Origin of the sequence: Acinetobacter sp. ANC 3813, from assembly GCF_002135435.1 — a bacterium.
Lineage (GTDB): Bacteria > Pseudomonadota > Gammaproteobacteria > Pseudomonadales > Moraxellaceae > Acinetobacter.
This window is the reverse complement of the sequence record NZ_NEGK01000009.1, coordinates 61,426-83,489: the sequence shown is the minus strand read 5'-3', so window position 1 is coordinate 83,489 and position 22,064 is coordinate 61,426. Positions and strand designations below refer to the sequence as shown.

The following is a 22,064-nucleotide window of genomic DNA, read 5'->3' as shown; positions in this document are numbered from 1 at the left end:
AACTCTGAGTTGACCGTGCTATAAACATATGGATATAACAATTTTCGTATGACTCACTGCTTTTGGCGACAGCATCATCAGTGATGGTTAAAATTTGATTTATAGATTTGCATTGAAAGATTTAGGGTGAAAATAATGTCAGTGATTGATGTAGGCGGCACGGTTCGTGAAGGTGAAGAATTAGATGTCCGTGCGGTAAGCAACTGGCTAATTGAAAACGGCTCAGAAATTTCTGGCCCTGTTGAAGTAACACAATATTCTGGCGGTGCGTCAAATTGGACATACCGTCTTAAATATGAAAATGCAGACTTGATTTTGCGGCGTCCGCCAAAAGGTACTAAAGCCAAATCTGCACATGATATGGCGCGTGAATACAATGTACAGAGATCTTTGGCGCCATTTTATCCAGTACTGCCAGAAATGGTCGCGCTGTGTCAGGATGAATCCATCATTGGCTGTGACTTTTATGTGATGAAGCGCGTAGAAGGCATTATCCCGCGTGCAAACCTTCCTAAAGAGCTGAACTTGGATGAAAGCCAAGTCCGTAAACTTTGCATTAATGTGATTGATAAGCTGATTGAACTGCATCAAGTACCATATCAAGGCACAGCCTTAGAAAAGCTCGGAAAAGGTGAAGGCTATTGCCGCCGTCAAGTGGAAGGCTGGGATGCTCGCTATGAAAAAGCCAAAACTTTAAATGTGCCTTCATTCAAATATGTGCGCAATTGGCTCAAAGAACATATTCCAGAAGATAATAATACTTGCATTATTCATAACGACTGGCGTTTTGATAATGTCATTTTAAATCCAGAAAACCCAACAGAAGTCATCGGCGTTTTGGATTGGGAAATGGCGACATTGGGTGACCCTTTAATGGATCTAGGTTCTGCTTTAGCCTATTGGGTTGAAGATAAAGACAGTGCTATTTTTAAAGCGACTCGCCGGCAGCCGACCAATTTAAAAGGCATGTTTAGCCGCAAAGAAGTGGTTGAATACTACCTTGAAAAAACAGGACTGCAGACTGACAACTGGACCTTTTATGAAGTCTTTGGCATTTTCCGTTTAGCCGTGATTGCGCAGCAGATTTATTACCGCTTTTATCACAAGCAAACCAATAATCCAGCCTTTAAAGATTTTTGGATTGTGATTCATGCCTTGCATATACGCGCATTGAAACTGATTGGTCTGCAAAAGATTGAAGCCAATGATATAGCGCAAAAGTACATCGAAAAAATGAAGGATATTTTAGGAAAATGACCACGATTTATTTGATTCGGCACGGGCAGGCATCTTTTGGCGCTGAAAGCTATGACAAGCTTTCTCCCAATGGTGAATTGCAGGCAAAAGTACTGGGTCAGTATTTTGATGAAATTTTAAAAGAAGCCCCATTCGCTGTTGCAGGCTCAATGCAGCGTCATCAGCAAACTGCAAGCTTGGCATTGGAAAAATGTTTTCCAGAAAGCAATCTGATTACGGATAGCGCTTGGAATGAGTTCAATCATCAGCAAGTTTTTGCACAGTATGAACCGCGTTTTAACGAGCCGCATTTATTAAAAGAAGATGTCTCTAAAGAGGCTAATCCACGCGCGTATCTTGCCAAAATTTTTGAAGGTGCAATTGGCCGTTGGACAGGCGGGGAATATCACCATGAATATGATGAATCTTGGCCGCATTTCAAACACCGTGTAGAAAGTGCTTTACAGAATTTGTGTGATGAGCTGGCGAAAAAACAACCTCGTTATGCCGTGGTCTTTACTTCTGGCGGAGTGATCTCGGTAGCTGTGGGTAAAATTTTAGGCCTCAGTCCTGAAAAAACGTTTGCGCTGAATTGGGCGATAGCCAATACCAGCATAACCACATTGCGTTTGGTCGGAAATGAACCACAGCTGCTGAGTTTAAATGAACATCATTTTATAAAAGCTGCAAATCCAAGTTTGTTGACTTGGATTTGATTTAAAAAATATTAAGGATACGATCATGGCTAAAACTATTTTAATTACTGGCGCAAGTTCAGGGATTGGCGCAGGTATGGCGCGTGAATTCGCCAAAAAAGGCTATAACCTTGCCATTTGCGCCCGCCGATTAGAGCGTTTAGAAAGCTTGAAGCAAGAATTGGAAAGTCAATATGGCATTAAAGTGATTGCTAAAATTTTAGATGTCACCAATTACGATCAAGTATTTGAAGTGTTCCGCGCATTTAAAGAAGACTTTGGCACTATTGACCGCGTGATTGTCAATGCGGGTGTAGGTGAAGGCCGCCGAATTGGTAAAGGCAACTTTGAAATTAACCGTGCTACGGTAGAGACCAACTTTATTTCTGCTCTGGCGCAATGTGAAGCTGCTGTGGAAATTTTCCGTGCACAAAATGCCGGGCATTTGGTTGTAATTTCATCTATGAGCGCAATGCGAGGAATGCCAAAGCATTTAACAGCATACGGCGCAAGTAAAGCAGGTGTTGCACATTTGGCAGAAGGCATTCGTGCAGAGCTGATCAATACGCCAATTAAAGTGTCAACTATTTTCCCTGGCTATATCCGCACAGAAATTAATGAAGGCGCAAAGAAATTACCTTTTGAAGTGGATGAAAAAACAGGTTCACGCTTATTGGCGGCGGAAATTGAAAAAGCGCCAGTCAAAGCTTATGTACCAAAATGGCCTTGGATGCCGCTTGGTACAGTGATGAAAGTTTTGCCATTAAAGCTGGTTATGAAATTAGGCTGATGTTTTAGTCTTTTTAAATATTGATGTAAAAAAGCTCCAGCAGGGGCTTTTTTTAATTCTTAGAAGATTTCAAATAACTAGAAATGAACTTTTTAAACTATTAAAGCAAAAGGGGCATATCTACGAAATAAAAAACTAGGCCAAAATCTAGGTTTCGTAGTTTGTGAAGGTAATTATCTGATCAAACAAATACATGAATATCACTCAATATGATTTTATAATTTAAAAGTTACTATATACCATTCACTTGCAAGCCCCGATCCTTAGACGGGGCTTAATAAAATAAAATTTTTTTAGATTTAACCTACAGATGAATACATTTCATTTATATTTTGGAGTGTACTCCATATTTATCAATCATATAGGTGCTGGCTTCATTTAAACCTCGTACAGTAACATTTATGGCGTTCTTCTGAAATTTATTAATTACTGAATCAAGCATAGCGACTGATGTCACATCCCAAATATGTGCATGCGTCAAATCTATAATGACTTCGTTAACATCTTCTTTAAAGTCAAAACACTGAATAAATTTTTCAGAGGAACTAAAGAAAATTTGACCATGGAAGTCATAAATACGATATGTACCTTCTAAACTAGTTTCTACTCGAACATCATTCTCTAACTTATTTGCTAGAAACAATGTAGACAATAGAACACCTGTTAAAACGCCTAAAGCTAGGTTATGTGTTGCGACAACAATTACAACTGTAGATAGCATGACAATATTGCTGCTCTTAGGATTGACTTTGAAAGTTTTCAATGAACTCCATTCAAAAGTACTTATCGACACCATAATCATGACAGCTACAAGCGCAGCCATTGGAATGATTTTGAGCCAATCACTAATAAAGACCACTAATATTAAAAGGAAGATGCCTGAGGAAAATGTTGAGAGACGAGTGAGACCACCTGACTTAACATTTATCATAGATTGCCCAATCATGGCACAACCAGCCATACCTCCCATAAAACCAGAAGCAATATTGGCGATACCTTGGCCTTTGCATTCTTGAAATTTATCGCTTGGTGTATCAGTCATTTCATCGACAATTGTTGCAGTCATCATTGATTCAAGCAGACCTACAGCCGCCAAAGCCAATGAATAAGGTAAGATGATGATGAGTGTTTCAATATTTAAAGGAATATTCGGAATCAGAAATATTGGAAGCGCATTCGGTAAAGATCCCATATCTCCAACCGTTCTAACATCAATGCCTAGAGTCATTACAGCTAAAGTAACGACGACAATGCAGACTAAAGGGGAAGGTAATAATCTTCCTATTTTAGGAATCATTGGAAATAAGTAGATTATACCTAAACCTAATGTGACTAGAGCATATACATGCCAAGTGACATTTGTGAGTTCTGGAAGCTGTGCCATTAAAATCAAAATGGCTAGAGCATTTACAAATCCAATTACGACTGATTTTGAAACAAAGCGCATAAGCTTTGCTAATTTAAAATAACCAGCAAGTATTTGAATGACGCCAGTTAAAATTGTTGCGGCAAGCAGGTATTGCAGGCCATGATCTTTAACCAATGTGACCATAAGCAATGCCATTGCACCAGTGGCAGCTGAAACCATCGCGGGGCGAGCGCCAACAAATGAAATGACTACGGCAATACAAAATGAAGCATATAGACCGACTTTCGGATCAACACCTGCAATAATAGAAAATGCAATAGCTTCTGGAATAAGTGCAAGACCGACAACTAGCCCAGCAAGTACATCACCACGGATGTTAGAGAACCATTGTTCTCGAATATTAGATAACATGAAATAGCCCTTTTTTAGAATTTTAGACAGGCTAGCGATGTGATATATACAACATGCGAACACCTACACCACATCACTAGACAGTGATGAGTTATTTACTAATTGAAGAGGCAAATAATTTTAAGGTGGCGTAAGTTTCATATAAGGATCGGGGAATTTTCATCTATTTTTAGAAAGCAAAGAATAGCACGTAATCTTTTATCTCCCTATTGTGAACATATATCCGTAATAAAAAATGAACAAATCATTGCTAATCGAACATCATGGCGATTATCCACACTCCCTAACACTCAAGTAGAAATCAGCATCTCTATTGAACTATTTGGAAATATTGGTTTCCATTAAATTTCATATATAAAGTAAGTTACCTATTCTCAATGCCATTTATCAGTTTGCATAAGCACAAACTAACGTGCAACCCTAAAACAGATCTGTGCAACTATGCATGAGATAAACAATACGCATGCAGCTGCTAATGCAGGGTTATCACCAATACCGCTCAATGATGCACAAAATGCGCCAATAACCATTTGACAGCAGCCATAAATGCCAGACGCTGAACCCGCAATTTTAGGATTTACATTTAAAGCTTTGGTTAATGCAGCAGGTGAGGTTAGGCCTGCGCCTATGCAGAAGCATACAATCGGAATCATAACTGTATAGACATTAATGAAATTAAAAACACAAAAAAGTAGGAAAATAATGGCGAATACAAAACTTATGCTGCTGCCGATTGTAATCATTCGGTCAATAGACCATCGTCCAGCTAAACGGCTGGTTGCAAATGTTCCAATCCATACACCAACCATAATCAAGGCTAAATAAATGCCGACTTCATGTAAAGTTCCGCCAAACTGCTGGATCACAATATAGGATGCTACGCTTAAAAAAGCGTACATGGAGGTTGTTGCTAATCCGCCGCCTACAGTCAATCCTATAAATTTAGGAGAGCTGATTAGCTGTTTATAATTGCTTGCGACCATTTTGATTGAAGTTTCACGCTTTAATGCACTATCTTGAATAAAAATATAGACCAAGATTAAATTAATTAATCCGAGCAGACTTAAAGCAATAAAAATGCTGCGCCAGCCAGAAACGGAGGCCAGCAGACCGCCTAATAAAGGGGATAATCCTGGCCCAAACATGACCATCATATTCATAAGCGAGAGGCGTTTGGTGGTATCTGCACCTGTTGATGTATCTCTGACAATCGCACGGCCTAAAAGCAGCCCCGTACATCCGCCTAAGGCTTGTAAAAACCGCATGATGATTAGCATTTCAATATTGGCCGCAAAGAGTGCGCCTATACTGGCTGAAGAATATAAAAGCATACCGAAAATTAAGATGGGCCTGCGTCCAAAACTGTCGGCTAAAGGTCCATAAAATAACTGGCCAATGGCTAAACCTAAAATATAAATACTGAGTGTGAGCTGAACTTCATGCAAATCAGCATGGAAATCTTGCCCGACCAATGGCAAAACTGACACAAAAATATGCATGGCCAGTGTACCGCTGAGGGTTAAAACAGCCAAAAACCACAGCGGAATCGTATTTTTTTGATGCATGATCAATCTTCTGTGCTGTTATTGGTTTTGTTCTTTAATACATGGCTATGATCAAAATCTAGCTGTTGGTCTAATGCTTGATGATTTGGTAATGCATCCAATATCAGCACTAAGCTTTCTAATACCTCTCTAGCAATTTGAAAATTATGCGGATCTAAGCGAGATTTGATTTCATCTTCTAAGCTTTGCGACATTTGCTCTAAATGCTCAACAATTTCGCGCCCCTGAGCCGTAATGCTGGTGGCTTTAGCGCGCCGGTCATGTTCTTCGGGCACACGTTCGATTAAACCATTTTGTTCTAACTGATTAAGTACCCGAACCACAGAGGAGCTGTCTAATGAAAGCATAGATGCCAAATCCTTTTGGCGGATGGGTTTATTGACTCGCGATAGGTAAACCAGCGGCAGCCATGTGGCCTCCGTCAACTCATATTTTTCCAGCCGGCTGTCGATAGTTTTGCGCCATGTACGCGCAACCAATGAGGCTAAGCCTGCAAAACGCAATTGATCCAGTTCAGAATGTGTATTCATATAAAATAGATTGTATATCATCTATTTTTAAAATATGCCCATGTCTCTAATAAGTCAATTTTCAAATCAAATAACTTTAATGAAAAAAATTTATGGAAAGTTCATTTAAGCTGTCATTTTTTTAAACCGTTTATATTTAAATAACATTCATTGAGAAAGACTGCCGTCTTGCTTCAAAATAGCATTGGCGCCGCGCTTCACGATTAAATTGACCTCAGGTGAATTACTGGTTCCGAGTACATTTCGTGCTGCAGTATAGGTATAAGCGCCATTCTTAAAGATATAAGCGTGATTCCCGCCGCTGCCATCAAACACGACTGTGCCATTATTTAAAACCAGTGAAGGTTGAGCAGATTGCTTTTGGCCTGCTTTCCATGAGGCATAACGGTATTTGCCATTGTCCAATTCATCAATACGTACATTAAAGCTTTTAGTTTTAAATGCTAAAACAGGTGTTTTAAAAGACTTTAGGCTGGGATGCAGCCGCTGTTTTTGTGCGGCAGTTAATTCAAGTTTGTATTGCTGTTCGGCTTTACTGCTGTAATTGACCGCGGTAATTTTTTCGCCATCAAACCAGACTTTACCGCCATCTAGCATGAGTCCACGCCAGCCCATAGCACTCCATTGGCTTGGTTTTGAGTGCCTAATGTCTTGTTTTAGCTGTGCATCAAACACTTGATCAAAACGCTTTTCCATTTCTTTGGCATTATGAATCGCGGGGATTGGCGTTTCACGCTGCAGCGGGTAGCGAATACTCTGCGCAATTGCGTGTGTATTGTCTTGTTTAAACAGCTGCTTTAGATGGTCGACTTGTTTTTGCTCTGTAGGTGTTAAAGCAAAAACAGGCAGGCTGCATGCCATGAGAATGCCGGCTAAATAAATTTTATACCTGCTAAGCTTTTCATGGCTCATGGTTGTTATCAGTCTCATACTGGCGGACCTTATTCTTTAATATTTAAAAGTTAAACAAAAACTAGCTTAAATAGCACTGTATACAAACCATTTATAAACTCAGTTTGAGTGTTGAAATAGGTAGATATGATGCAGTTATTTTTGCAAAGCGTTAAATACACCATACCTGTCTTTTTCAAAGCTCTAATCCAATTCACGTACAGATTTAGTATCTATACATAAGCAGGGTAAGAAATAAATATTGATAAACTTTTAACATAAATTTCTGACTTGAATTATGTAATGACATTGTATGCATCAGATGATTGCATGCGCTCAAAAACAGTCTATTTTTGCATTTTTCTAAGGTTATTTTCGAAGCTATCCAAATCAGAGCTTCCAAAGAAATGCAGCAATGCATCTTGCAGACTGACTTGCCAAACAGCATAAGAATGACCACCGACATAATTCTTATACAATACCTCATGTCCTTGGGCTTTTAAATCCTCAGCTACTCTAGGCGAAGTTCCCAAAATACTTAAGTCATTGCTATTACGAGACGTTTCAAAACTATTGGCGGAAATATGCCAATGCTGTTTTGGCGGATTATTCTGTTCACGAATGATTTTACTCATGCCACTAGGCAAATTTGAAGGAATCGCTTGCCACCAAAATGAACCAGATAACGGTACAGCATGACTGATTTCATTCGGATATTTGAGTGCTAGATAAGCTGTACTCAAACCGCCAAGACTGGAACCCAGTAAAACAGTTTTCTGTTTATTGCGTTTATTTGGCGCATGCTGATCGATCCAAGGCAGCAGTTCTTTGCCAAAAAATTCTGTAGATGCAGTGTTTGGTGTCAATTCTTTAGAACGCTGTTCATTATTTGGTGCAGACACAAAAATGGCTTGAATAGGCGGCAACTGGCCTTGTTCAACTAAAATATCCAGCGCTTTAGGCACATTCAGCAAATCTGCATATTGCGTACCGTCAAAAAAAATGGCGGTAATATATTCCTGATGCGGATGTTTCTGAGGTGATTGATAGATTTGAATCATACGCTGATTGGCTAAAATCTGGCTGTCCATCCTGTGGCTGTTGATTTCAGGATTGGGCCTGTCTGCATAATCATGCGGATTAATAAATTTTGGCGCATTGTGCAACGCGATATAACTTTCATTACGCAGTCCAGATGTATCATTGAGCGGCAGATAATGGCGTGGATTATAAGGTTCAATTTTTTGTACTTGAACAATAGTACGGCGCTGCGTGCGGGATTCTTTTAACTTTGGATTGAGCTGCGGGCAATAATGCGATAAATACCCATCTACATTGGGTACATCTACGGCAAAGCTGTAGCTGCCAATAAATTGATTATTTACAATGGTTTCTTTAAACCAGATGTCTGTTTGTGCAATACGGGTCAGCCATTCATGATCATTGCTTGGGCCGCCAATTATACGGACATTGTGTTTGGCACCACGCCACAAAAAGGTCACACGGCTGTTTTGAGCATCAATAGGTTCAACGAGTGGCGCGCCATGCAGCGAGATATTTTGCCAAAATGAATGAAGTATTTGCTTAGATTGTTTGGGATTTTTACGAATTTTCTGCTGCAGTTCAATCAATTTTGGACTTTGCGGCGCAACTTCTTCGCAAGCTTTTGCATATTCCAAGACACCATTATTTTGAACTCTTGTATTTTGCTCAGATGCAATAGGCAGGTTTTGTGTATTGGCCAGCAGGAAAGGGCTGAAAAGTACAGCGCTTGAAATTGCAAAAGTTGATGTAAAAATTTTAAACATTATAGGATAAGTAACGTAATTCAGTTTTATAAATGATAATCATTATTAATATTGTGATCTACTTGAAAATAACATCAGTAATGCGTTATTCGTAAATTATGTGTGCAAAAATAAATATATGGCGCAGCAGCTAATGCATTCGCAGTGTGAATCTTATAGAATTTAAGCATTCATTTTATTCGCCTACATTATGTTTTTAAAAGCTGCAACCATCGCTCTTATCCCAGCGCTTATCGTTCAAGGTAAGCGTGTTAAAAAGAATACGCCGCGCTTGCCAGAACCAGATGGTCTGCGTGAAGGTCAAACGGGTATGGGGAAACCATTATCCGTTCTTATTCTTGGTGACTCTGCCGCGGCTGGAGTAGGTGTAGAGACTCAGCAGGATGCTTTGCTCGGTTCTGTTATTGATGCATTGAAAATGGATTATGCAGTTGATTGGAAACTGCATGCAAAATCAGGCGATGGTACAGGCCAAATTATTAAGAATATTCACACATTAACAAATCGGCATTACGATGTAGTGCTGACCTCTGTAGGTGTCAATGATGTCACTAAACTGATGTCATCAAAGCAATGGATTAAAAAGCAGCAGGATTTATATCAGTTAATTCGGCAAAAATTCAGTCCTGAGTTGGTCGTTGCCGCAGGCGTGCCGCCTATGCATATGTTTCCTGCGTTGCCGAATCCTTTAAGTTGGCTGTTTGGGCAATATGCGAAGCAGATGAATACAGAATTGGCTGAGTTTGTAAACGCGCAAGATCATATGCAGTGGATCGAATATGATTTGCAAAAGTACCAGTCACTGAATTTAGAAATGGCTTCAGATGGCTTTCATCCAAGCAAAGAGATCTATCAAATTTGGGGCAAAACAGCTGCAGATATGATTCGTCAGCAATTTTGATTATTTTGAACAGCGCAAATTTAAAAGAATGAAAGTTAGTCTTAAGCCTTCTGATGATTTGCAGGGTAGTGATGGCAGTTTAGGTGCCATTGAAACGCATCCTTTGCCGCCATTTTTGCCACAAAATGGCAAATTGCTGATGCTTGGCAGTTTTCCGCCGCCCAAAACGCGCTGGAAAATGGATTTTTACTATCCAAACTTTCAAAACGACATGTGGAAAATATTCGGTGTCTGCTTTTTTCAGGATAAAAATTACTTTTTAAATGTTGAGACAAAAACCTTTAAAGAACAGCTGATTCGAGATTTTTTAAATGAAAAAGGCATAGGTATTTTTGATACGGCTTATCAAGTGATACGGCTGAAAGGCAATGCCTCAGATAAACATTTACAGATCCATCAGCCAACCGATATTGGAAAGCTGCTCTCGCAGATGCCAGATTGCCGCAGTATTATGACTACAGGGGATAAAGCGACCGATACCTTAATGTTATCTATGCCAGAAAACACCGAAAAGCCGCAAATTGGGCAGAGTGTACAAACCTCACTTACAGGTAGAGATTTGACTTTATATCGGATGCCATCTTCATCGCGGGCGTATCCACTGGCACTGGAGAAAAAGGCCGAAGCGTATGCGCAATTGTTTAAAGATGTGGGTTTGATGAGGTAAATTTCAATTTAATTAGATAATAATTGGGGATTGGGGAGTAGACAATCTTACTCTGACACGCTAAATGGGGTTAGCATTTCGCATTAGAGACTTTATGTTAAGTCTCAATAAAATATTCTGAGATAAAATCGGTACGGTTCCGAGTAAGATTTTTAATTTTATCCTTTCTTATCTATGCTTATGAAAGAACAATTTTTTGCCTAAACATCTCTTTGCTCGATTGCTTAACTTTACGAATTTCTTCATACCCATCAACATCAATAATTTTAATACTGTCACCAATACAGACAATGGTTTTCATAGACGTGAATAGTAAATTATTCTGTTCACCAACATATTCTAGTTCGATTTCTTCATGCGTTTCAGAATCAATTTTGAAAAACTTCTTAGTACTAGGTGATAGATTAATCATATAATTACCTTATTTAATTTAATAAAATTCAAATAGATGTATGGGAAATATCATAAGATACTCAGTTAATTTTATGCACTTTTAGATTGTCTTTTTATATAGTGCATAATCTATATATATATCAGTAATTATCTTTGCATCATTAGGGTCTATAAGTCTTATTTTTGCTAAAGATATTTCACCATTTTTATACTTATCAATATCCTTTTCAAAGATGATAGCTTGTGCCATAACTGTACTTGAGTAATGTGATATAGCGGTATCCTTTAATGATTCTCCCAACATAATTGCTGAATCATTAAGTAATTTATGAATTTCTTTAAAATTGTCAATCTCTTTATTTGCACTGTTATATCCATTTGATTCATATATTATTTTACGAATCTCACTTTGTAATGACTGGAGTATTGCTAAGTTAACTATAAATTTTTTCGCTTCATTTGCTATTACTTCACTTGCTTTTTGATGTTTCCATTGCCATGAAATAAATAAAGCTACTCCTGCACCTGTAAAAGTAGCAATTGCTCCCCAATCCCAGCTACAAATGTCCATTCATTCTTCTTTTTATGAATAAAATTCATATAATACACGTTATACGAAATTTAAGTTTTGAATATATGGTATTAATTTTTATGTATTTTTTAAAATTAGCAATCCTAAATAAGATTTTTAGCTTGAATTATCCACCTTTCTTTTTACGACAAAAATTCTAATGTTGTTCAGGCATCATGGCTGGATATTCAACCCATCGATAGTTATGTACTTTAAAATCACTTACCTGATGAAAGTCATTCCAAATTAAGCGACTGCCTTTGGTCCATTTTAAGGCTTTAATTCTTTGCTGCACCAAAGCTAATTCTGCCTCATTTGTTGGCCTTAAATCACCAATTTCTACATATAAGCGGATACCTGGATAATCTTGAAATTGACCATTGATTAAGGATTTCAGCCAAAATAACTTACTGCTATTAATGGCTTGTATGCAGGCTTTGGAATTTAGTCTTAGATTTTCCCGCAGTGATTCTGAAAAAGTATCAAAAAAGAAACCAGAAAATTGATCTTCATGCAGAAATACGGTGCCAATCGGGGTGATGGTTGGCTGCATGTCTTGATTGACTGTAGCAATTGAACAGTGCATTGATGCACGCTGGGCATCAGCAACGATTTTACGAATGTGAGTCCAGTTTTCAATATTCATCATTTTGCCTTTTTTATTATTGTCTGTGAATAGCATTCTATCAGAGCTTTGCTCAATTGTTTGACTGAACAATGGCTATGAACTGGTCATTCATGCCACTGTATTTGCTTTTCAATTTGCCAAGTGCTTAGGCATATTTTTTAGCCATCACCACACAGCTGACTACAGCCAAAGACACAGCAATCATCAGCAGGCTGATATGTTCATTTAATAATAATGCACAAAGTACTAAGCCAATAAAAGGCTGCACCAGCTGTATTTGTCCAATTTTAGCAATACCGCCCAAAGCTAAACCTTTGTACCAAAAAAAGAAGCCTAGCAGCATGCTGAATAAAGACACATAAGCCAGACCAATATATGCAGAAGGAGGGATGCCGTGAAAGCTGCTTGGGAAATAGAGCCAGCACAGCGGTAGCATCAGCGGTAAAGCAATGATTAAAGCCCAGCAAATCACTTGCCAGCCGCCTAAGGTTCTAGAAAGTACGCCGCCTTCTGCATAACCTAATCCGCAAAGCAAAACAGCGCTAATCATATACAGATCACCTAGAGAAAGTCCTTTTAAACCAGATTGATGCAGCATAAAGAAAATGACCAATGCGCTGCCGAAAACTGCATACATCCAAAATGCATTATTAGGCATTTCTTTGGCGCGCAGCACTGCAAAACATGCGGTCGCTAAGGGCAGTAAAGCTACAAAAATTAAAGAGTGTGCAGCAGTCTCGGTTTGCAATGCCAATGCAGTAAATAGTGGAAAACCAATGACGACACCAGCCGATATGATGCATAAGGATTTCATCTGATGCATAGATGGCCTTGGCTGTTTTAAAACCAACAATAGAATCAGTGCTAAAATTGCTGCAATACAGGCGCGAGCGCCCGTCAAAAATTCAGGACTAAAGCCATTCACTGCAACTCGAGTTGCGGGCATAGAACCTGCAAAAATAACCACGCCAATGAATCCATTCAGCCAGCCTTGATGCGATTCTTTTAGATTGAAGAGCATTTGAATTCCGTGTGTTTAGGTCTAAAGATTATTCTGAAAATGTAGACCTTGAAACACTGATGAAATAGATACAGTCCAATACAATTTCAAAGAACTGTTATGCTTAAAAAACCCATACAATTTGCATTTAAAAATTCATTTTTATAAGCTGAATGAAATGAAAGCATAGTAATAAATACCTGAAAGGGCTGTTAAATAGTCTGTTAAATATATACAAACTTAGCTTAATGCTTTTGTACGATGCATGAGTGATGGAAATGAAAATGACAAAAATTGAATGGGTCATGCAGCAAGTTCAAGAGCTGATCAATCAGAAACAGCTTGCTGAAGGCGGACGTGTGCCATCAGTGCGTCAATTTTCACTACAGCTTGGCTGTTCAGTGTCAACTGTGGTTGAAGCCTATGCACGGCTTGTCAGTACAGGTATTTTAGAATCCCGCATTGGTGCGGGCTACTATGTTTGCAAAGCATCGACAGCAGGCGCGTTATTGGCAGAGCATGCTATTGAGTATAGCCGTGAAGTCGATCCGCTGTGGATTTCCCGCCAGTCTTTAGATGCGCATGATCATATGCTGAAACCCGGCTGCGGCTGGCTGCCTAAAGAGTGGATGCCAGAGCTGACTTTGCGTAAAGCCTTAAAAATGGCAGCTAAATCGGATAGCAGTTTTTTACTGGATTATTCTACGCCGCATGGACATATCGATTTAAGGCGCTATATTGGCCGTAAACGTGAAGTCTATGATGTGACCTTAAATTTAAAACAGATTTTTATTTGCGACTCGGCAACACACGCTATAGATTTGATTTTTAGGCATCTGTTAAAAGCGGGTGACACTATTCTGATTGATGACCCATGCTATTTTAATTTTAGGGCTTTAATCAAAGCACATGGCCTAAACTATATTGCCGTGCCATATGGCAAAAATGGGCCAGATGTAAACGCATTTAAGCAGGCCTTGCAGTTTCAGCCTAAATTGTATTTAACCAACTCAGGCATACACAATCCAACGGGTGCGGCACTTTCTATGCAAACAGCATTTGAGATTGCCAAATTAGCAGAGCAAAACAGCTTAACCATTGTTGAAGATGATATTTTTGCAGAATTTGAATATCTGCATGCACCGCGTTATTTAACACTGCTGGGTTTAAAGCAGGTGATACAAATTGGCAGTTTTACTAAAACACTGTCTGCGGCTGTACGCTGCGGTTATATCATTGGTCAAGAATCCCTGATTGATCAGCTTATTGATTTAAACATTGCGACTCATTTTAATACCAGTCATCTGAATGCCGAAATTATCTATCAGGCGCTGATGGACAGCAGTTATTCACGGCATATTGAGTGGGTTAAGAAACAATTGCAAAGGCACATGACGGATACCGTCAAAAAGCTTGCAATGTTGGGGATACAACCAGCAGTTATGCCAAAGGCGGGAATCTTTTTATGGTGTCAATTGCCATCGAATATTGATGCTGCTGAGCTTTCCAAAAGCTGTTTAGCCAAAGGCATTATTCTTGCGCCGGGCAATTCATTTAGCCAAGCTCAAAATGCAGGGCAGTTCATGCGATTTAATGTGGCGCAGTGCATCAACAAAAAAGTCTTTGATGTATTGCAGCAGAGCCTCAATGAGCTGCAGATTCAAGACAGCGTTTAATGCTGAAGATGTAGATTGTTTTAGGCTAAATTAGTAATCAAGGTGTTATTGATTAACCATCATATTCCACATAATCCCATAAGTTTAAACGTGTTTTAATTTCTTTGCGGATATTGGGAAGCAAAGGCAGTAGAGTGCCATCAATCCATAAGCTGAGCGCTTGAGATGACAATAATTGCTGATCAACATCAACCAATTGTGCGCCTTTGACCACAACGAAAGTTTCAGCAGAAGCGGCTGTTTCGATGCCTTTGAATAAGACTTGCAGTTCATGTCCAGTATCTTGAATCAGCCATTCCAATTCCAGTTGAATGTTTTGATTCGATTTCAAAACTGCTTGACCTTCAATGAGATCGTTGTCATTTAAACAGTCATGTTCTACACGGACTTTAGACAGTATCCATTCTTGGGCGCTTAAGTCTTCTAAAGTCTTATACGGCGTTAAAATATCATTTAAATTGAACTGGCGGCTTAAATCAAAAAATTGCATTAGGGGAGATCACGAAGCATAAATAAAGGAGAGTTTTTGCATGGATGATTTTAAAGCAATGGAAATGGACTGTAAAACCTTTGTGCACATTGATCTGTTTTATGTATAAATAACAGGCTGAAAAGTATAACCGTTTATGGCATTTTCAGTGTTAAGAATCAGCGGCTGAATGCTATGACTGAATCCTAGGAGAGGGATAAATAATGAACGAAAATAGACACAAGAATGCTGATCATTTTGAAATAGGGATTGATGAGGTACCGAGTCCAATTGACTTAAGAAATCCAGATGATGCTTTGCAATGGGCAAATGAAGTGAATCTCAAGCGTCCGTGGCGCTATGAAATTTTTGACTATTATCTGCAGGAAATTTTACAGCATGCGCCTATTGGAAATGTACTTGAATTGGGCGCAGGGCCAGGCTTTTTAGCTAAACATTTACTGCAGCATTGTCCAAATATTGAATATACCGCTTTTGATTTTTCTTCAGCCATGCATGAGCTTTCAAAAAGTAAATTAACTACTTCTGAGTTGAAAAGAACAGAATATTTACTTGGAGATTTTAAACAGCCGAATTGGACTGAAAGATTTCAACAGAATAGCAGCCAGCAGCAGTTTGATGTGATTATCATGCATCAAGCGCTGCATGAACTGCGGCATAAATATTATGCAACTGCATTTCATTCTGCGGTTAAAACACTCATGCGTGAGCAAACACTTTATTTTGTTTGTGACCATATTTTTGCACCAGATGCCCAGCAAAATAATCAGCTGTATATGTCTGTAGAGGAACATCTAAAAGCATTTAAAACTGCTGGAATTAGTGATGCAGAGTTTATTCAGAATTTCAAAGGGCTGGCTGTTTTTAAAGCCCAACGCTAAAAATAACAACATGCTGCAGCGTAAATTCAGAAATATATTGCTTAATTAACAACCAACAAAAGATTAAAACACAGTAAAGTAAGTTCAATGTAATTACGAGCAAATTACATCATCCACTCAATAGGCAAGTATGACACTGCGTGCATAGAAAAGCGCTGGAAACGTGTAGTATTCGGATCAGCATTTAATTCAATCACTTTCCCATCTGCTTGATGGTCTAACCAAATGATTTGATGGTTTTGATCCAGTTTTAATTCGTAGGCAATTTGCGGCAGGAATTGATCAAGCGACTTCGATATTTGCTCTTGCAGCAGTTCAGATTCAACCACTAAACCCACTTCAGTGTTTAAATTGGCGGAGCGCGGATCAAAGTTGAATGAACCGATAAAGACCATGCCGTCTATATCAAAAAATTTGGCATGCAGGCTGGAGGCATTTTTGCCTTTTGCAGGAATCACGCTTCCAGTCATTACCTCATACCATGTTCTTTTTTTACGTTCAATATAAGGTTTAAATTCATACAGTTTAATCCCATTTTTCAGTAAATCTGTGCGGTATTTTTGGTAAAAAGCATGTACCACAGCAACATCATTGGCAGCGAGTGAATTGGTCAGTACTCGAACCTTTACGCCGTCTTGGGCCAATTGATTTAAAAAATCTGTGCCACGCCGTGTAGGAACAAAATATGCAGAAACAAGCTCTAAATGCTGCTTAGGAACACCCATAAAGTGAATCATTTGTGAATAGATCAGCTGTTCTTTTGCTGCGTTTCCACGGATTTTATCTGGGCTGTCCGCGACAAAATGCGCTGTTGCCCAGTTAAATTCACGGCGTTTCAGGTCTTCATTTAACTGCTTTTGCACATACTCAATTTTATTTTCAACGGTATTTTTTCGAATGGCATCTTGTTCATAATCCGTATTGAGCTGAGTCAAACTTTCTGGCGATCCATTGCCTAGCAATTGCCGAACATCATAACTGAGCTCGTCATTCCAAAAGTCTAGAAAGACTTCATTGGCATGGCTGACGGCATTGCCATAAAACAGAATATCTAAATCGGTAAATTGGAAACTTTCACTGGCATCAAAATATTCACGGCTAATATTGCGTCCGCCGGTGACTGCAATTGCGCCATCGGCAATAATCAATTTATTGTGCATGCGGTGATTAATGTTTTTCAGCCGAAATGCGTAGTCAATTATTCTAAATTTTCGAAACTTATAAGGATTGAACAGTTTAATTTCAAAATTTGGATGTGCCGCAAGGGCTTTTAGAGCTGGATCAAGCTGCGTACCATTTTGATCATCAATTAATAAACGGACTTTAACCCCTCGATCAGCAGCTTTAAGCAGTTCGTGCAGCATCATGTGGCCAATATAATCATCTTTCCAAATGTAATATTGCAGGTCAATATTATGCTGTGCTTTGCGGATGACATGCACACGTGAGGCAATACTCAGAAAGGCATCATCCAGCGCCAGATAGCCAGTCAATCCTTTGGCCAATTGAACATCGACATTTTTATCGCTGAGCCAGTGTTCTGTATGCGGCTTTAGTGCTGATTCTGGATTGGATGTATTCATAGGCAAACTGCATCCCGTAAGCATAAGAAACATTAAAGAAAATGAAACAGCTGGTATGGATAAATGAATCTGCATATTTATTTTTAAGTAATCAAAACGTTATAAGTTCATATTATCACCATGTTAAAGGTTGAATCGGGCAATGGAAAGCGGTTACTGTAGGCCATCTGTTAAACTTGCCAACTAAGGATGTTTACTCAATGAAATCTCGTGCAGCTGTCGCATTTGGACCGGGCCTACCTTTAGAAATTGTCGAAATTGATGTCGCTCCGCCTAAAGCTGGCGAAGTGCTGGTTAAAATCACGCATACGGGCGTATGTCATACAGACGCGTTCACTTTGTCTGGCGATGATCCAGAAGGTGTTTTCCCTGCGGTTCTGGGTCATGAAGGCGCAGGCGTTGTGGTTGAAGTCGGTGAAGGTGTCACCAGTGTTCAGCCGGGGGATCATGTCATTCCTTTATATACTGCAGAATGCGGCGAATGCTTGTTCTGTAAATCTGGTAAAACCAACCTTTGCGTATCGGTTCGCGCAACTCAAGGTAAGGGTTTAATGCCAGACGGCACAACGCGTTTTTCATATAATGGCCAGCCAATTTATCACTACATGGGCTGTTCAACCTTCTCTGAATATACGGTTGTTGCTGAAGTGTCTTTGGCAAAAATTAACCCTGAAGCCAATCATGAACATGTATGTTTATTGGGCTGCGGCGTAACGACAGGTCTTGGCGCAGTCAAAAATACTGCAAAAGTTCAGGAAGGCGATTCTGTAGCGGTCTTTGGTTTAGGCGGTATTGGTTTGGCTGTAGTGCAAGGCGCGAAAAATGCCAAAGCAGGCCGCATTATTGCAGTGGATACCAACCCAGATAAATTTGAGCTTGCTGAACAGTTTGGCGCAACAGATTTTGTCAATCCAAAAGATCATGACCGTCCTGTACAGGAAGTGATTGTAGAAATGACAGGCTGGGGCGTAGATCATTCCTTTGAATGTATTGGCAATACCAATGTCATGCGCTCAGCACTGGAATGCGCTCACCGCGGCTGGGGTCAATCTGTAATTATTGGTGTAGCAGGTGCAGGTCAAGAAATCTCTACGCGTCCTTTCCAATTGGTGACTGGCCGTACATGGAAAGGCACTGCATTTGGCGGTGTAAAAGGCCGCTCTCAATTGCCGGGCATGGTAGAAGAAGCCATGACAGGTGAGATTCAGCTTGAACCATTTGTAACGCATACCATGGGATTGGACAAAATCAATGAAGCCTTTGATTTAATGCATGAAGGCAAATCAATTCGCTCTGTTGTGCATTTTGAAGACTAAAGTCTACTTCAGGCCGAAAAGTTGATCTTTTTGGCCTGATCTATTTGATAATAATCAAAAAATTAATGATTAAACGGTTTCAAGCCTTTTTCTTAGCGTATCGCGCGGGCTTTCATGAAAGAAAAGCTTATAGTCTTTTGCAAAATGTCCCAAATGATTAAAACCATGTTCCAAGGCAACTTCGGCAATATTGCAGGGTGCACTAAGCTGTATGCTTTGATAGACATTTTTTAAACGGATATGTTTTAAATACTGCATGGGTGACAGCTGAAAATAACGTTTAAAAAGCGTATTGATTTTAGTTGCAGAGCTGCAGGAGAAATCACAAATATCCTGTAAAGAAATAGGCAGTTTAGAATTCTGCTGAATAAATTGTACCGCTTGCTGCAGTTCTTTAGGTAAGTGCTGTCCCAAATGAGAGTTTAACTGAGTGCTGTAATTATGCTGTTGAATAAAAAGCAATTTTTTAATCAATAAGCTTTCCATTTCTTGATGAAAATATTGAAAATGCGCAATGCCCATTTGATGAATATCACGAATGAAGAAATTCACCTGCTGCCACCACTGTGCAATTTCAATGCTCTCGATCGGCATTTTTGAATCGAAAACAATCTCTTGCTCGATTTGCTGACCAGTAAGCAGTTGCAGGGCGTGCTTCACTTTTTCTTTAGGAATAGCCAAATGCAATTTTCTGCAATCGCCGGCAATATTCAGCTGCAGCTCTTCATGAGGGTTAACGACCAAAGCGATATTTTGATTAGAAACAATGTTTTGATTCCGTGTAATTAATTCCTGTTCGCCAGATACCGGCAAGCTCAGGCTATAGCAGTGCAGTTTTTTCTCATTCACAATGGATACATCTGTGCCGTATTGAATATATCCCAGAGATACGGAGTCTTTGGCTAAACGGGCATATTCATGCTGAAAATTAAGGTTCTGAGTTTTTTTGACAATCAGCTCATGGCTGCCGCAGATGTGATTCATCCAATTTTGCGCATCTGAAACGGCATATTGGTTTGAAACAGAAAGTTGATGCATGGCATATTCCTTGCGCAGATCAAAGATGGCGTATTCAGCATCCAATGCTTTTGGCTGTAATTAGTCTAAATCAGAGCTGTCACAAATCAAAAATATCAAATAAGTATATGGGTATACCTTATAGGTAGACAGCAACTTTGTGAAAATTGGATATTCAGCGGTGAAAATTGGATAGAAGACGCCTGCTTAAATTTATACCTTAAAGAAAAGCTTTAAGGAGTGAAGGAATGCAAAATACTCAAGTGATGGAACGAGATTGGAAATCATTTGTTCAGGACAATATTGATTTTCGCGAGAACGAAGGCGTATTTCGTGTTGGCCGTTCAATTTTTACCGAGCCAGAATTATTTGATTTGGAAATGGAATATATCTTCGAAAAATCGTGGATCTATGCCTGCCATGAAAGTGAAATTGCCAATCCTAATGATTTTATTACGGTACAGATTGGCCGTTATCCAATGATCATCACCCGTGATAAAGAACAGCAGCTGCATGCTTTGTCGAACACTTGTTCGCACCGCGGTACAACGCTGACCCGCATGTATAAAGGCAATCAGGCCAGTTTTGTATGTCCATTCCATGCGTGGTGCTATAAAAACGATGGGAAATTACTCAAAGTCAAAGCGCCTGCAGAGTATTGCGATACCACTTTTGATAAATCAACTTTAGGCTTAAAAAAAGGCTTGGTGCAAAGCTACCGCGGCTTTGTATTTGTAAATTTGGATGTAAATTCACAGCAAAATCTGGAAGACTTTTTGGGCGATACCCGCAAATTTTTGGACATGATGATTGCCCAGTCGCCAACGGGTGAGCTGGAAGTCATTGAAGGCCGCTCTAAATATGAGTTTGATGCCAACTGGAAACTGCAGAACGAAAATGGTCTGGACGGCTATCATGTCAGTACCGTGCATTATAACTACGTTGCAACAGTTCAGCACCGTAAAACATTAGAAGACGAAAAAGGCATTCATAACAGCAAAACATTGGATTACAGCAAACTCGGCGCGGGTGATACGCAAACCGACGATGGCTGGTTCAGTTTTAAAAATGGCCATAGCGTATTGTTCAGCGATATGCCAAACCCAGAAGTGCGTCCAGGTTATGAGAGTGTTATGCCGCGTTTACTGGAAAAATATGGTCATGAAACAGCGGAATGGATGATGCACCGCTTACGCAATCTGAATATCTATCCAAGCCTTTTCTTTATGGATCAGATCAGCTCGCAGCTTCGGATTATCCGCCCAGTAGCATGGAACAAGACGGAAATTATCTCACAGTGCTTAGGGGTAAAAGGTGAGTCGGATGAAGACCGCGAAAGCCGTATCCGCCAATTTGAAGACTTCTTTAATGTTTCAGGCATGGGCACGCCGGATGATTTGGTGGAATTTAAAGAAGCACAGCGCGGTTTTGAAGCGCGCAATTCTAAATGGAATGATATTTCACGCGGTTTTCAAAGCTGGAACTATGGTGAAAGCAAAAACAGTAAGATTTTAGATATTCAGCCGCTAATCACGGGCACTGAAATTACCCAAGAAGGTTTATATGTGAACCAGCACCGTACATGGCAATCGTTAATGCTGAAAGGGTTATCAAATCGTAAAATCAGCGTGGTAGAGGAGTAAGGG

The 22,064-nt window shown here is 39.5% G+C and carries 21 protein-coding genes; 9 read left to right on the top strand and 12 right to left on the bottom strand.

The genetic code is table 11. The features are described from left to right. Window positions 1-135 precede the first annotated feature (135 nt). Genes B9T34_RS13790 through B9T34_RS13780 form a run of 3 tightly spaced genes read left to right on the top strand, consistent with a single transcriptional unit; the run spans window position 136 to window position 2,721 of the window. Window positions 136-1,257 (top strand): phosphotransferase family protein, encoded by a 1,122-nt coding sequence (locus B9T34_RS13790; protein WP_086213709.1) that lies wholly within the window; start codon window positions 136-138, stop codon window positions 1,255-1,257. Next, on the top strand, window positions 1,254-1,952 hold the full coding sequence (locus tag B9T34_RS13785) for a histidine phosphatase family protein (RefSeq protein WP_086213708.1): 699 nt from the start codon (window positions 1,254-1,256) through the stop codon (window positions 1,950-1,952). The genes B9T34_RS13790 and B9T34_RS13785 overlap by 4 nt, the downstream gene beginning before the upstream one ends. Window positions 1,953-1,977: 25 nt before the next feature. Continuing rightward, the gene (locus B9T34_RS13780; RefSeq protein ID WP_086213707.1) at window positions 1,978-2,721 is read left to right on the top strand and encodes an SDR family oxidoreductase; all 744 of its coding nucleotides are present in this window, start codon (window positions 1,978-1,980) and stop codon (window positions 2,719-2,721) included. A gap of 325 nt (window positions 2,722-3,046) precedes the next feature. Here the strand turns inward: B9T34_RS13780 and B9T34_RS13775 are convergent, their stop codons facing one another. The 5 genes from B9T34_RS13775 to B9T34_RS13755 form a co-directional block, all read right to left on the bottom strand. After that, a complete protein-coding gene (locus B9T34_RS13775; RefSeq protein ID WP_086213706.1) occupies window positions 3,047-4,501 on the bottom strand; it encodes a SulP family inorganic anion transporter in 1,455 nt (484 codons plus the stop codon). 407 nt (window positions 4,502-4,908) lie between these two features. Continuing rightward, window positions 4,909-6,066 carry a multidrug effflux MFS transporter gene (locus tag B9T34_RS13770; protein WP_086213705.1) on the bottom strand — a complete coding sequence of 386 codons (1,158 nt, stop codon included), beginning with the start codon at window positions 6,064-6,066 and terminating at the stop codon, window positions 4,909-4,911. A gap of 2 nt (window positions 6,067-6,068) precedes the next feature. After that, entirely contained in the window at window positions 6,069-6,596 is a 528-nt protein-coding gene (locus B9T34_RS13765; protein ID WP_171265217.1) for a MarR family winged helix-turn-helix transcriptional regulator, read from the bottom strand. Window positions 6,597-6,743: 147 nt separating this feature from the next. Then, window positions 6,744-7,526, bottom strand: a complete 783-nt coding sequence (locus B9T34_RS13760; protein ID WP_228147455.1) for a hypothetical protein — start codon at window positions 7,524-7,526, stop codon at window positions 6,744-6,746. 308 nt (window positions 7,527-7,834) lie between these two features. Beyond that, the gene (locus tag B9T34_RS13755) at window positions 7,835-9,295 is read right to left on the bottom strand and encodes an alpha/beta hydrolase-fold protein (RefSeq protein WP_086213703.1); all 1,461 of its coding nucleotides are present in this window, start codon (window positions 9,293-9,295) and stop codon (window positions 7,835-7,837) included. Between the two features lie 190 nt (window positions 9,296-9,485). On the opposite strand from B9T34_RS13755, the gene B9T34_RS13750 reads away from it, so the two are divergent. Together B9T34_RS13750 and B9T34_RS13745 are read left to right on the top strand one after the other, a co-directional pair. Then, window positions 9,486-10,196 carry an SGNH/GDSL hydrolase family protein gene (locus tag B9T34_RS13750; RefSeq protein ID WP_086213702.1) on the top strand — a complete coding sequence of 237 codons (711 nt, stop codon included), beginning with the start codon at window positions 9,486-9,488 and terminating at the stop codon, window positions 10,194-10,196. A gap of 28 nt (window positions 10,197-10,224) precedes the next feature. Beyond that, window positions 10,225-10,863: a uracil-DNA glycosylase family protein gene (locus B9T34_RS13745; protein ID WP_086213701.1), complete on the top strand. Its 639-nt coding sequence runs from the start codon at window positions 10,225-10,227 to the stop codon at window positions 10,861-10,863. 178 nt (window positions 10,864-11,041) lie between these two features. On the opposite strand, the gene B9T34_RS13740 is transcribed toward B9T34_RS13745, so the two are convergent. The 4 genes from B9T34_RS13740 to B9T34_RS13725 form a co-directional block, all read right to left on the bottom strand. After that, the gene (locus B9T34_RS13740) at window positions 11,042-11,275 is read right to left on the bottom strand and encodes a hypothetical protein (protein ID WP_086213700.1); all 234 of its coding nucleotides are present in this window, start codon (window positions 11,273-11,275) and stop codon (window positions 11,042-11,044) included. Window positions 11,276-11,356: 81 nt separating this feature from the next. Further along, window positions 11,357-11,827: a hypothetical protein gene (locus tag B9T34_RS13735; RefSeq protein WP_086213699.1), complete on the bottom strand. Its 471-nt coding sequence runs from the start codon at window positions 11,825-11,827 to the stop codon at window positions 11,357-11,359. 157 nt (window positions 11,828-11,984) lie between these two features. Continuing rightward, window positions 11,985-12,476, bottom strand: a complete 492-nt coding sequence (locus tag B9T34_RS13730) for a pyridoxamine 5'-phosphate oxidase family protein (RefSeq protein ID WP_171265216.1) — start codon at window positions 12,474-12,476, stop codon at window positions 11,985-11,987. A gap of 124 nt (window positions 12,477-12,600) precedes the next feature. Further along, on the bottom strand, window positions 12,601-13,476 hold the full coding sequence (locus B9T34_RS13725) for a DMT family transporter (protein ID WP_086213698.1): 876 nt from the start codon (window positions 13,474-13,476) through the stop codon (window positions 12,601-12,603). A gap of 257 nt (window positions 13,477-13,733) precedes the next feature. On the opposite strand from B9T34_RS13725, the gene B9T34_RS13720 reads away from it, so the two are divergent. Continuing rightward, window positions 13,734-15,131 carry a PLP-dependent aminotransferase family protein gene (locus tag B9T34_RS13720; protein ID WP_171265215.1) on the top strand — a complete coding sequence of 466 codons (1,398 nt, stop codon included), beginning with the start codon at window positions 13,734-13,736 and terminating at the stop codon, window positions 15,129-15,131. 52 nt (window positions 15,132-15,183) lie between these two features. On the opposite strand, the gene B9T34_RS13715 is transcribed toward B9T34_RS13720, so the two are convergent. Further along, the gene (locus tag B9T34_RS13715) at window positions 15,184-15,621 is read right to left on the bottom strand and encodes a hypothetical protein (RefSeq protein ID WP_086213697.1); all 438 of its coding nucleotides are present in this window, start codon (window positions 15,619-15,621) and stop codon (window positions 15,184-15,186) included. A gap of 203 nt (window positions 15,622-15,824) precedes the next feature. Between B9T34_RS13715 and B9T34_RS13710 the strand changes: the two genes are divergently transcribed. Continuing rightward, window positions 15,825-16,502 carry a class I SAM-dependent methyltransferase gene (locus B9T34_RS13710; RefSeq protein WP_416202718.1) on the top strand — a complete coding sequence of 226 codons (678 nt, stop codon included), beginning with the start codon at window positions 15,825-15,827 and terminating at the stop codon, window positions 16,500-16,502. 104 nt (window positions 16,503-16,606) lie between these two features. Here B9T34_RS13710 and B9T34_RS13705 read toward each other — a convergent pair whose 3' ends face one another. Beyond that, window positions 16,607-18,160 carry a phospholipase D family protein gene (locus tag B9T34_RS13705; protein WP_213034164.1) on the bottom strand — a complete coding sequence of 518 codons (1,554 nt, stop codon included), beginning with the start codon at window positions 18,158-18,160 and terminating at the stop codon, window positions 16,607-16,609. A gap of 125 nt (window positions 18,161-18,285) precedes the next feature. On the opposite strand from B9T34_RS13705, the gene B9T34_RS13700 reads away from it, so the two are divergent. Further along, on the top strand, window positions 18,286-19,401 hold the full coding sequence (locus tag B9T34_RS13700) for an S-(hydroxymethyl)glutathione dehydrogenase/class III alcohol dehydrogenase (protein WP_086213695.1): 1,116 nt from the start codon (window positions 18,286-18,288) through the stop codon (window positions 19,399-19,401). 69 nt (window positions 19,402-19,470) lie between these two features. Here B9T34_RS13700 and B9T34_RS13695 read toward each other — a convergent pair whose 3' ends face one another. Beyond that, window positions 19,471-20,439, bottom strand: a complete 969-nt coding sequence (locus B9T34_RS13695; RefSeq protein ID WP_139841273.1) for an AraC family transcriptional regulator — start codon at window positions 20,437-20,439, stop codon at window positions 19,471-19,473. Between the two features lie 245 nt (window positions 20,440-20,684). Here B9T34_RS13695 and antA point away from each other — a divergent pair, with 245 nt between their 5' ends. Beyond that, complete coding sequence (gene antA / locus B9T34_RS13690; RefSeq protein ID WP_416202720.1) at window positions 20,685-22,061, top strand: anthranilate 1,2-dioxygenase large subunit; 1,377 nt, start codon at window positions 20,685-20,687, stop codon at window positions 22,059-22,061. Window positions 22,062-22,064 lie beyond the last annotated feature (3 nt).

Bases quoted from the DNA above. Each gene is read 5' to 3' on its own strand.
- B9T34_RS13790 (WP_086213709.1), top strand. From the start codon at position 136: ATGTCAGTGATTGATGTAGGCGGCACGGTTCGTGAAGGTGAAGAATTA.
- B9T34_RS13785 (WP_086213708.1), top strand. From the start codon at position 1,254: ATGACCACGATTTATTTGATTCGGCACGGGCAGGCATCTTTTGGCGCT.
- B9T34_RS13780 (WP_086213707.1), top strand. From the start codon at position 1,978: ATGGCTAAAACTATTTTAATTACTGGCGCAAGTTCAGGGATTGGCGCA.
- B9T34_RS13775 (WP_086213706.1), bottom strand. From the start codon at position 4,501: ATGTTATCTAATATTCGAGAACAATGGTTCTCTAACATCCGTGGTGAT.
- B9T34_RS13770 (WP_086213705.1), bottom strand. From the start codon at position 6,066: ATGCATCAAAAAAATACGATTCCGCTGTGGTTTTTGGCTGTTTTAACC.
- B9T34_RS13765 (WP_171265217.1), bottom strand. From the start codon at position 6,596: ATGAATACACATTCTGAACTGGATCAATTGCGTTTTGCAGGCTTAGCC.
- B9T34_RS13760 (WP_228147455.1), bottom strand. From the start codon at position 7,526: ATGAGACTGATAACAACCATGAGCCATGAAAAGCTTAGCAGGTATAAA.
- B9T34_RS13755 (WP_086213703.1), bottom strand. From the start codon at position 9,295: ATGTTTAAAATTTTTACATCAACTTTTGCAATTTCAAGCGCTGTACTT.
- B9T34_RS13750 (WP_086213702.1), top strand. From the start codon at position 9,486: ATGTTTTTAAAAGCTGCAACCATCGCTCTTATCCCAGCGCTTATCGTT.
- B9T34_RS13745 (WP_086213701.1), top strand. From the start codon at position 10,225: ATGAAAGTTAGTCTTAAGCCTTCTGATGATTTGCAGGGTAGTGATGGC.
- B9T34_RS13740 (WP_086213700.1), bottom strand. From the start codon at position 11,275: ATGATTAATCTATCACCTAGTACTAAGAAGTTTTTCAAAATTGATTCT.
- B9T34_RS13735 (WP_086213699.1), bottom strand. From the start codon at position 11,827: ATGGACATTTGTAGCTGGGATTGGGGAGCAATTGCTACTTTTACAGGT.
- B9T34_RS13730 (WP_171265216.1), bottom strand. From the start codon at position 12,476: ATGATGAATATTGAAAACTGGACTCACATTCGTAAAATCGTTGCTGAT.
- B9T34_RS13725 (WP_086213698.1), bottom strand. From the start codon at position 13,476: ATGCTCTTCAATCTAAAAGAATCGCATCAAGGCTGGCTGAATGGATTC.
- B9T34_RS13720 (WP_171265215.1), top strand. From the start codon at position 13,734: ATGAAAATGACAAAAATTGAATGGGTCATGCAGCAAGTTCAAGAGCTG.
- B9T34_RS13715 (WP_086213697.1), bottom strand. From the start codon at position 15,621: ATGCAATTTTTTGATTTAAGCCGCCAGTTCAATTTAAATGATATTTTA.
- B9T34_RS13710 (WP_416202718.1), top strand. From the start codon at position 15,825: ATGAACGAAAATAGACACAAGAATGCTGATCATTTTGAAATAGGGATT.
- B9T34_RS13705 (WP_213034164.1), bottom strand. From the start codon at position 18,160: ATGCAGATTCATTTATCCATACCAGCTGTTTCATTTTCTTTAATGTTT.
- B9T34_RS13700 (WP_086213695.1), top strand. From the start codon at position 18,286: ATGAAATCTCGTGCAGCTGTCGCATTTGGACCGGGCCTACCTTTAGAA.
- B9T34_RS13695 (WP_139841273.1), bottom strand. From the start codon at position 20,439: ATGCATCAACTTTCTGTTTCAAACCAATATGCCGTTTCAGATGCGCAA.
- antA (WP_416202720.1), top strand. From the start codon at position 20,685: ATGGAACGAGATTGGAAATCATTTGTTCAGGACAATATTGATTTTCGC.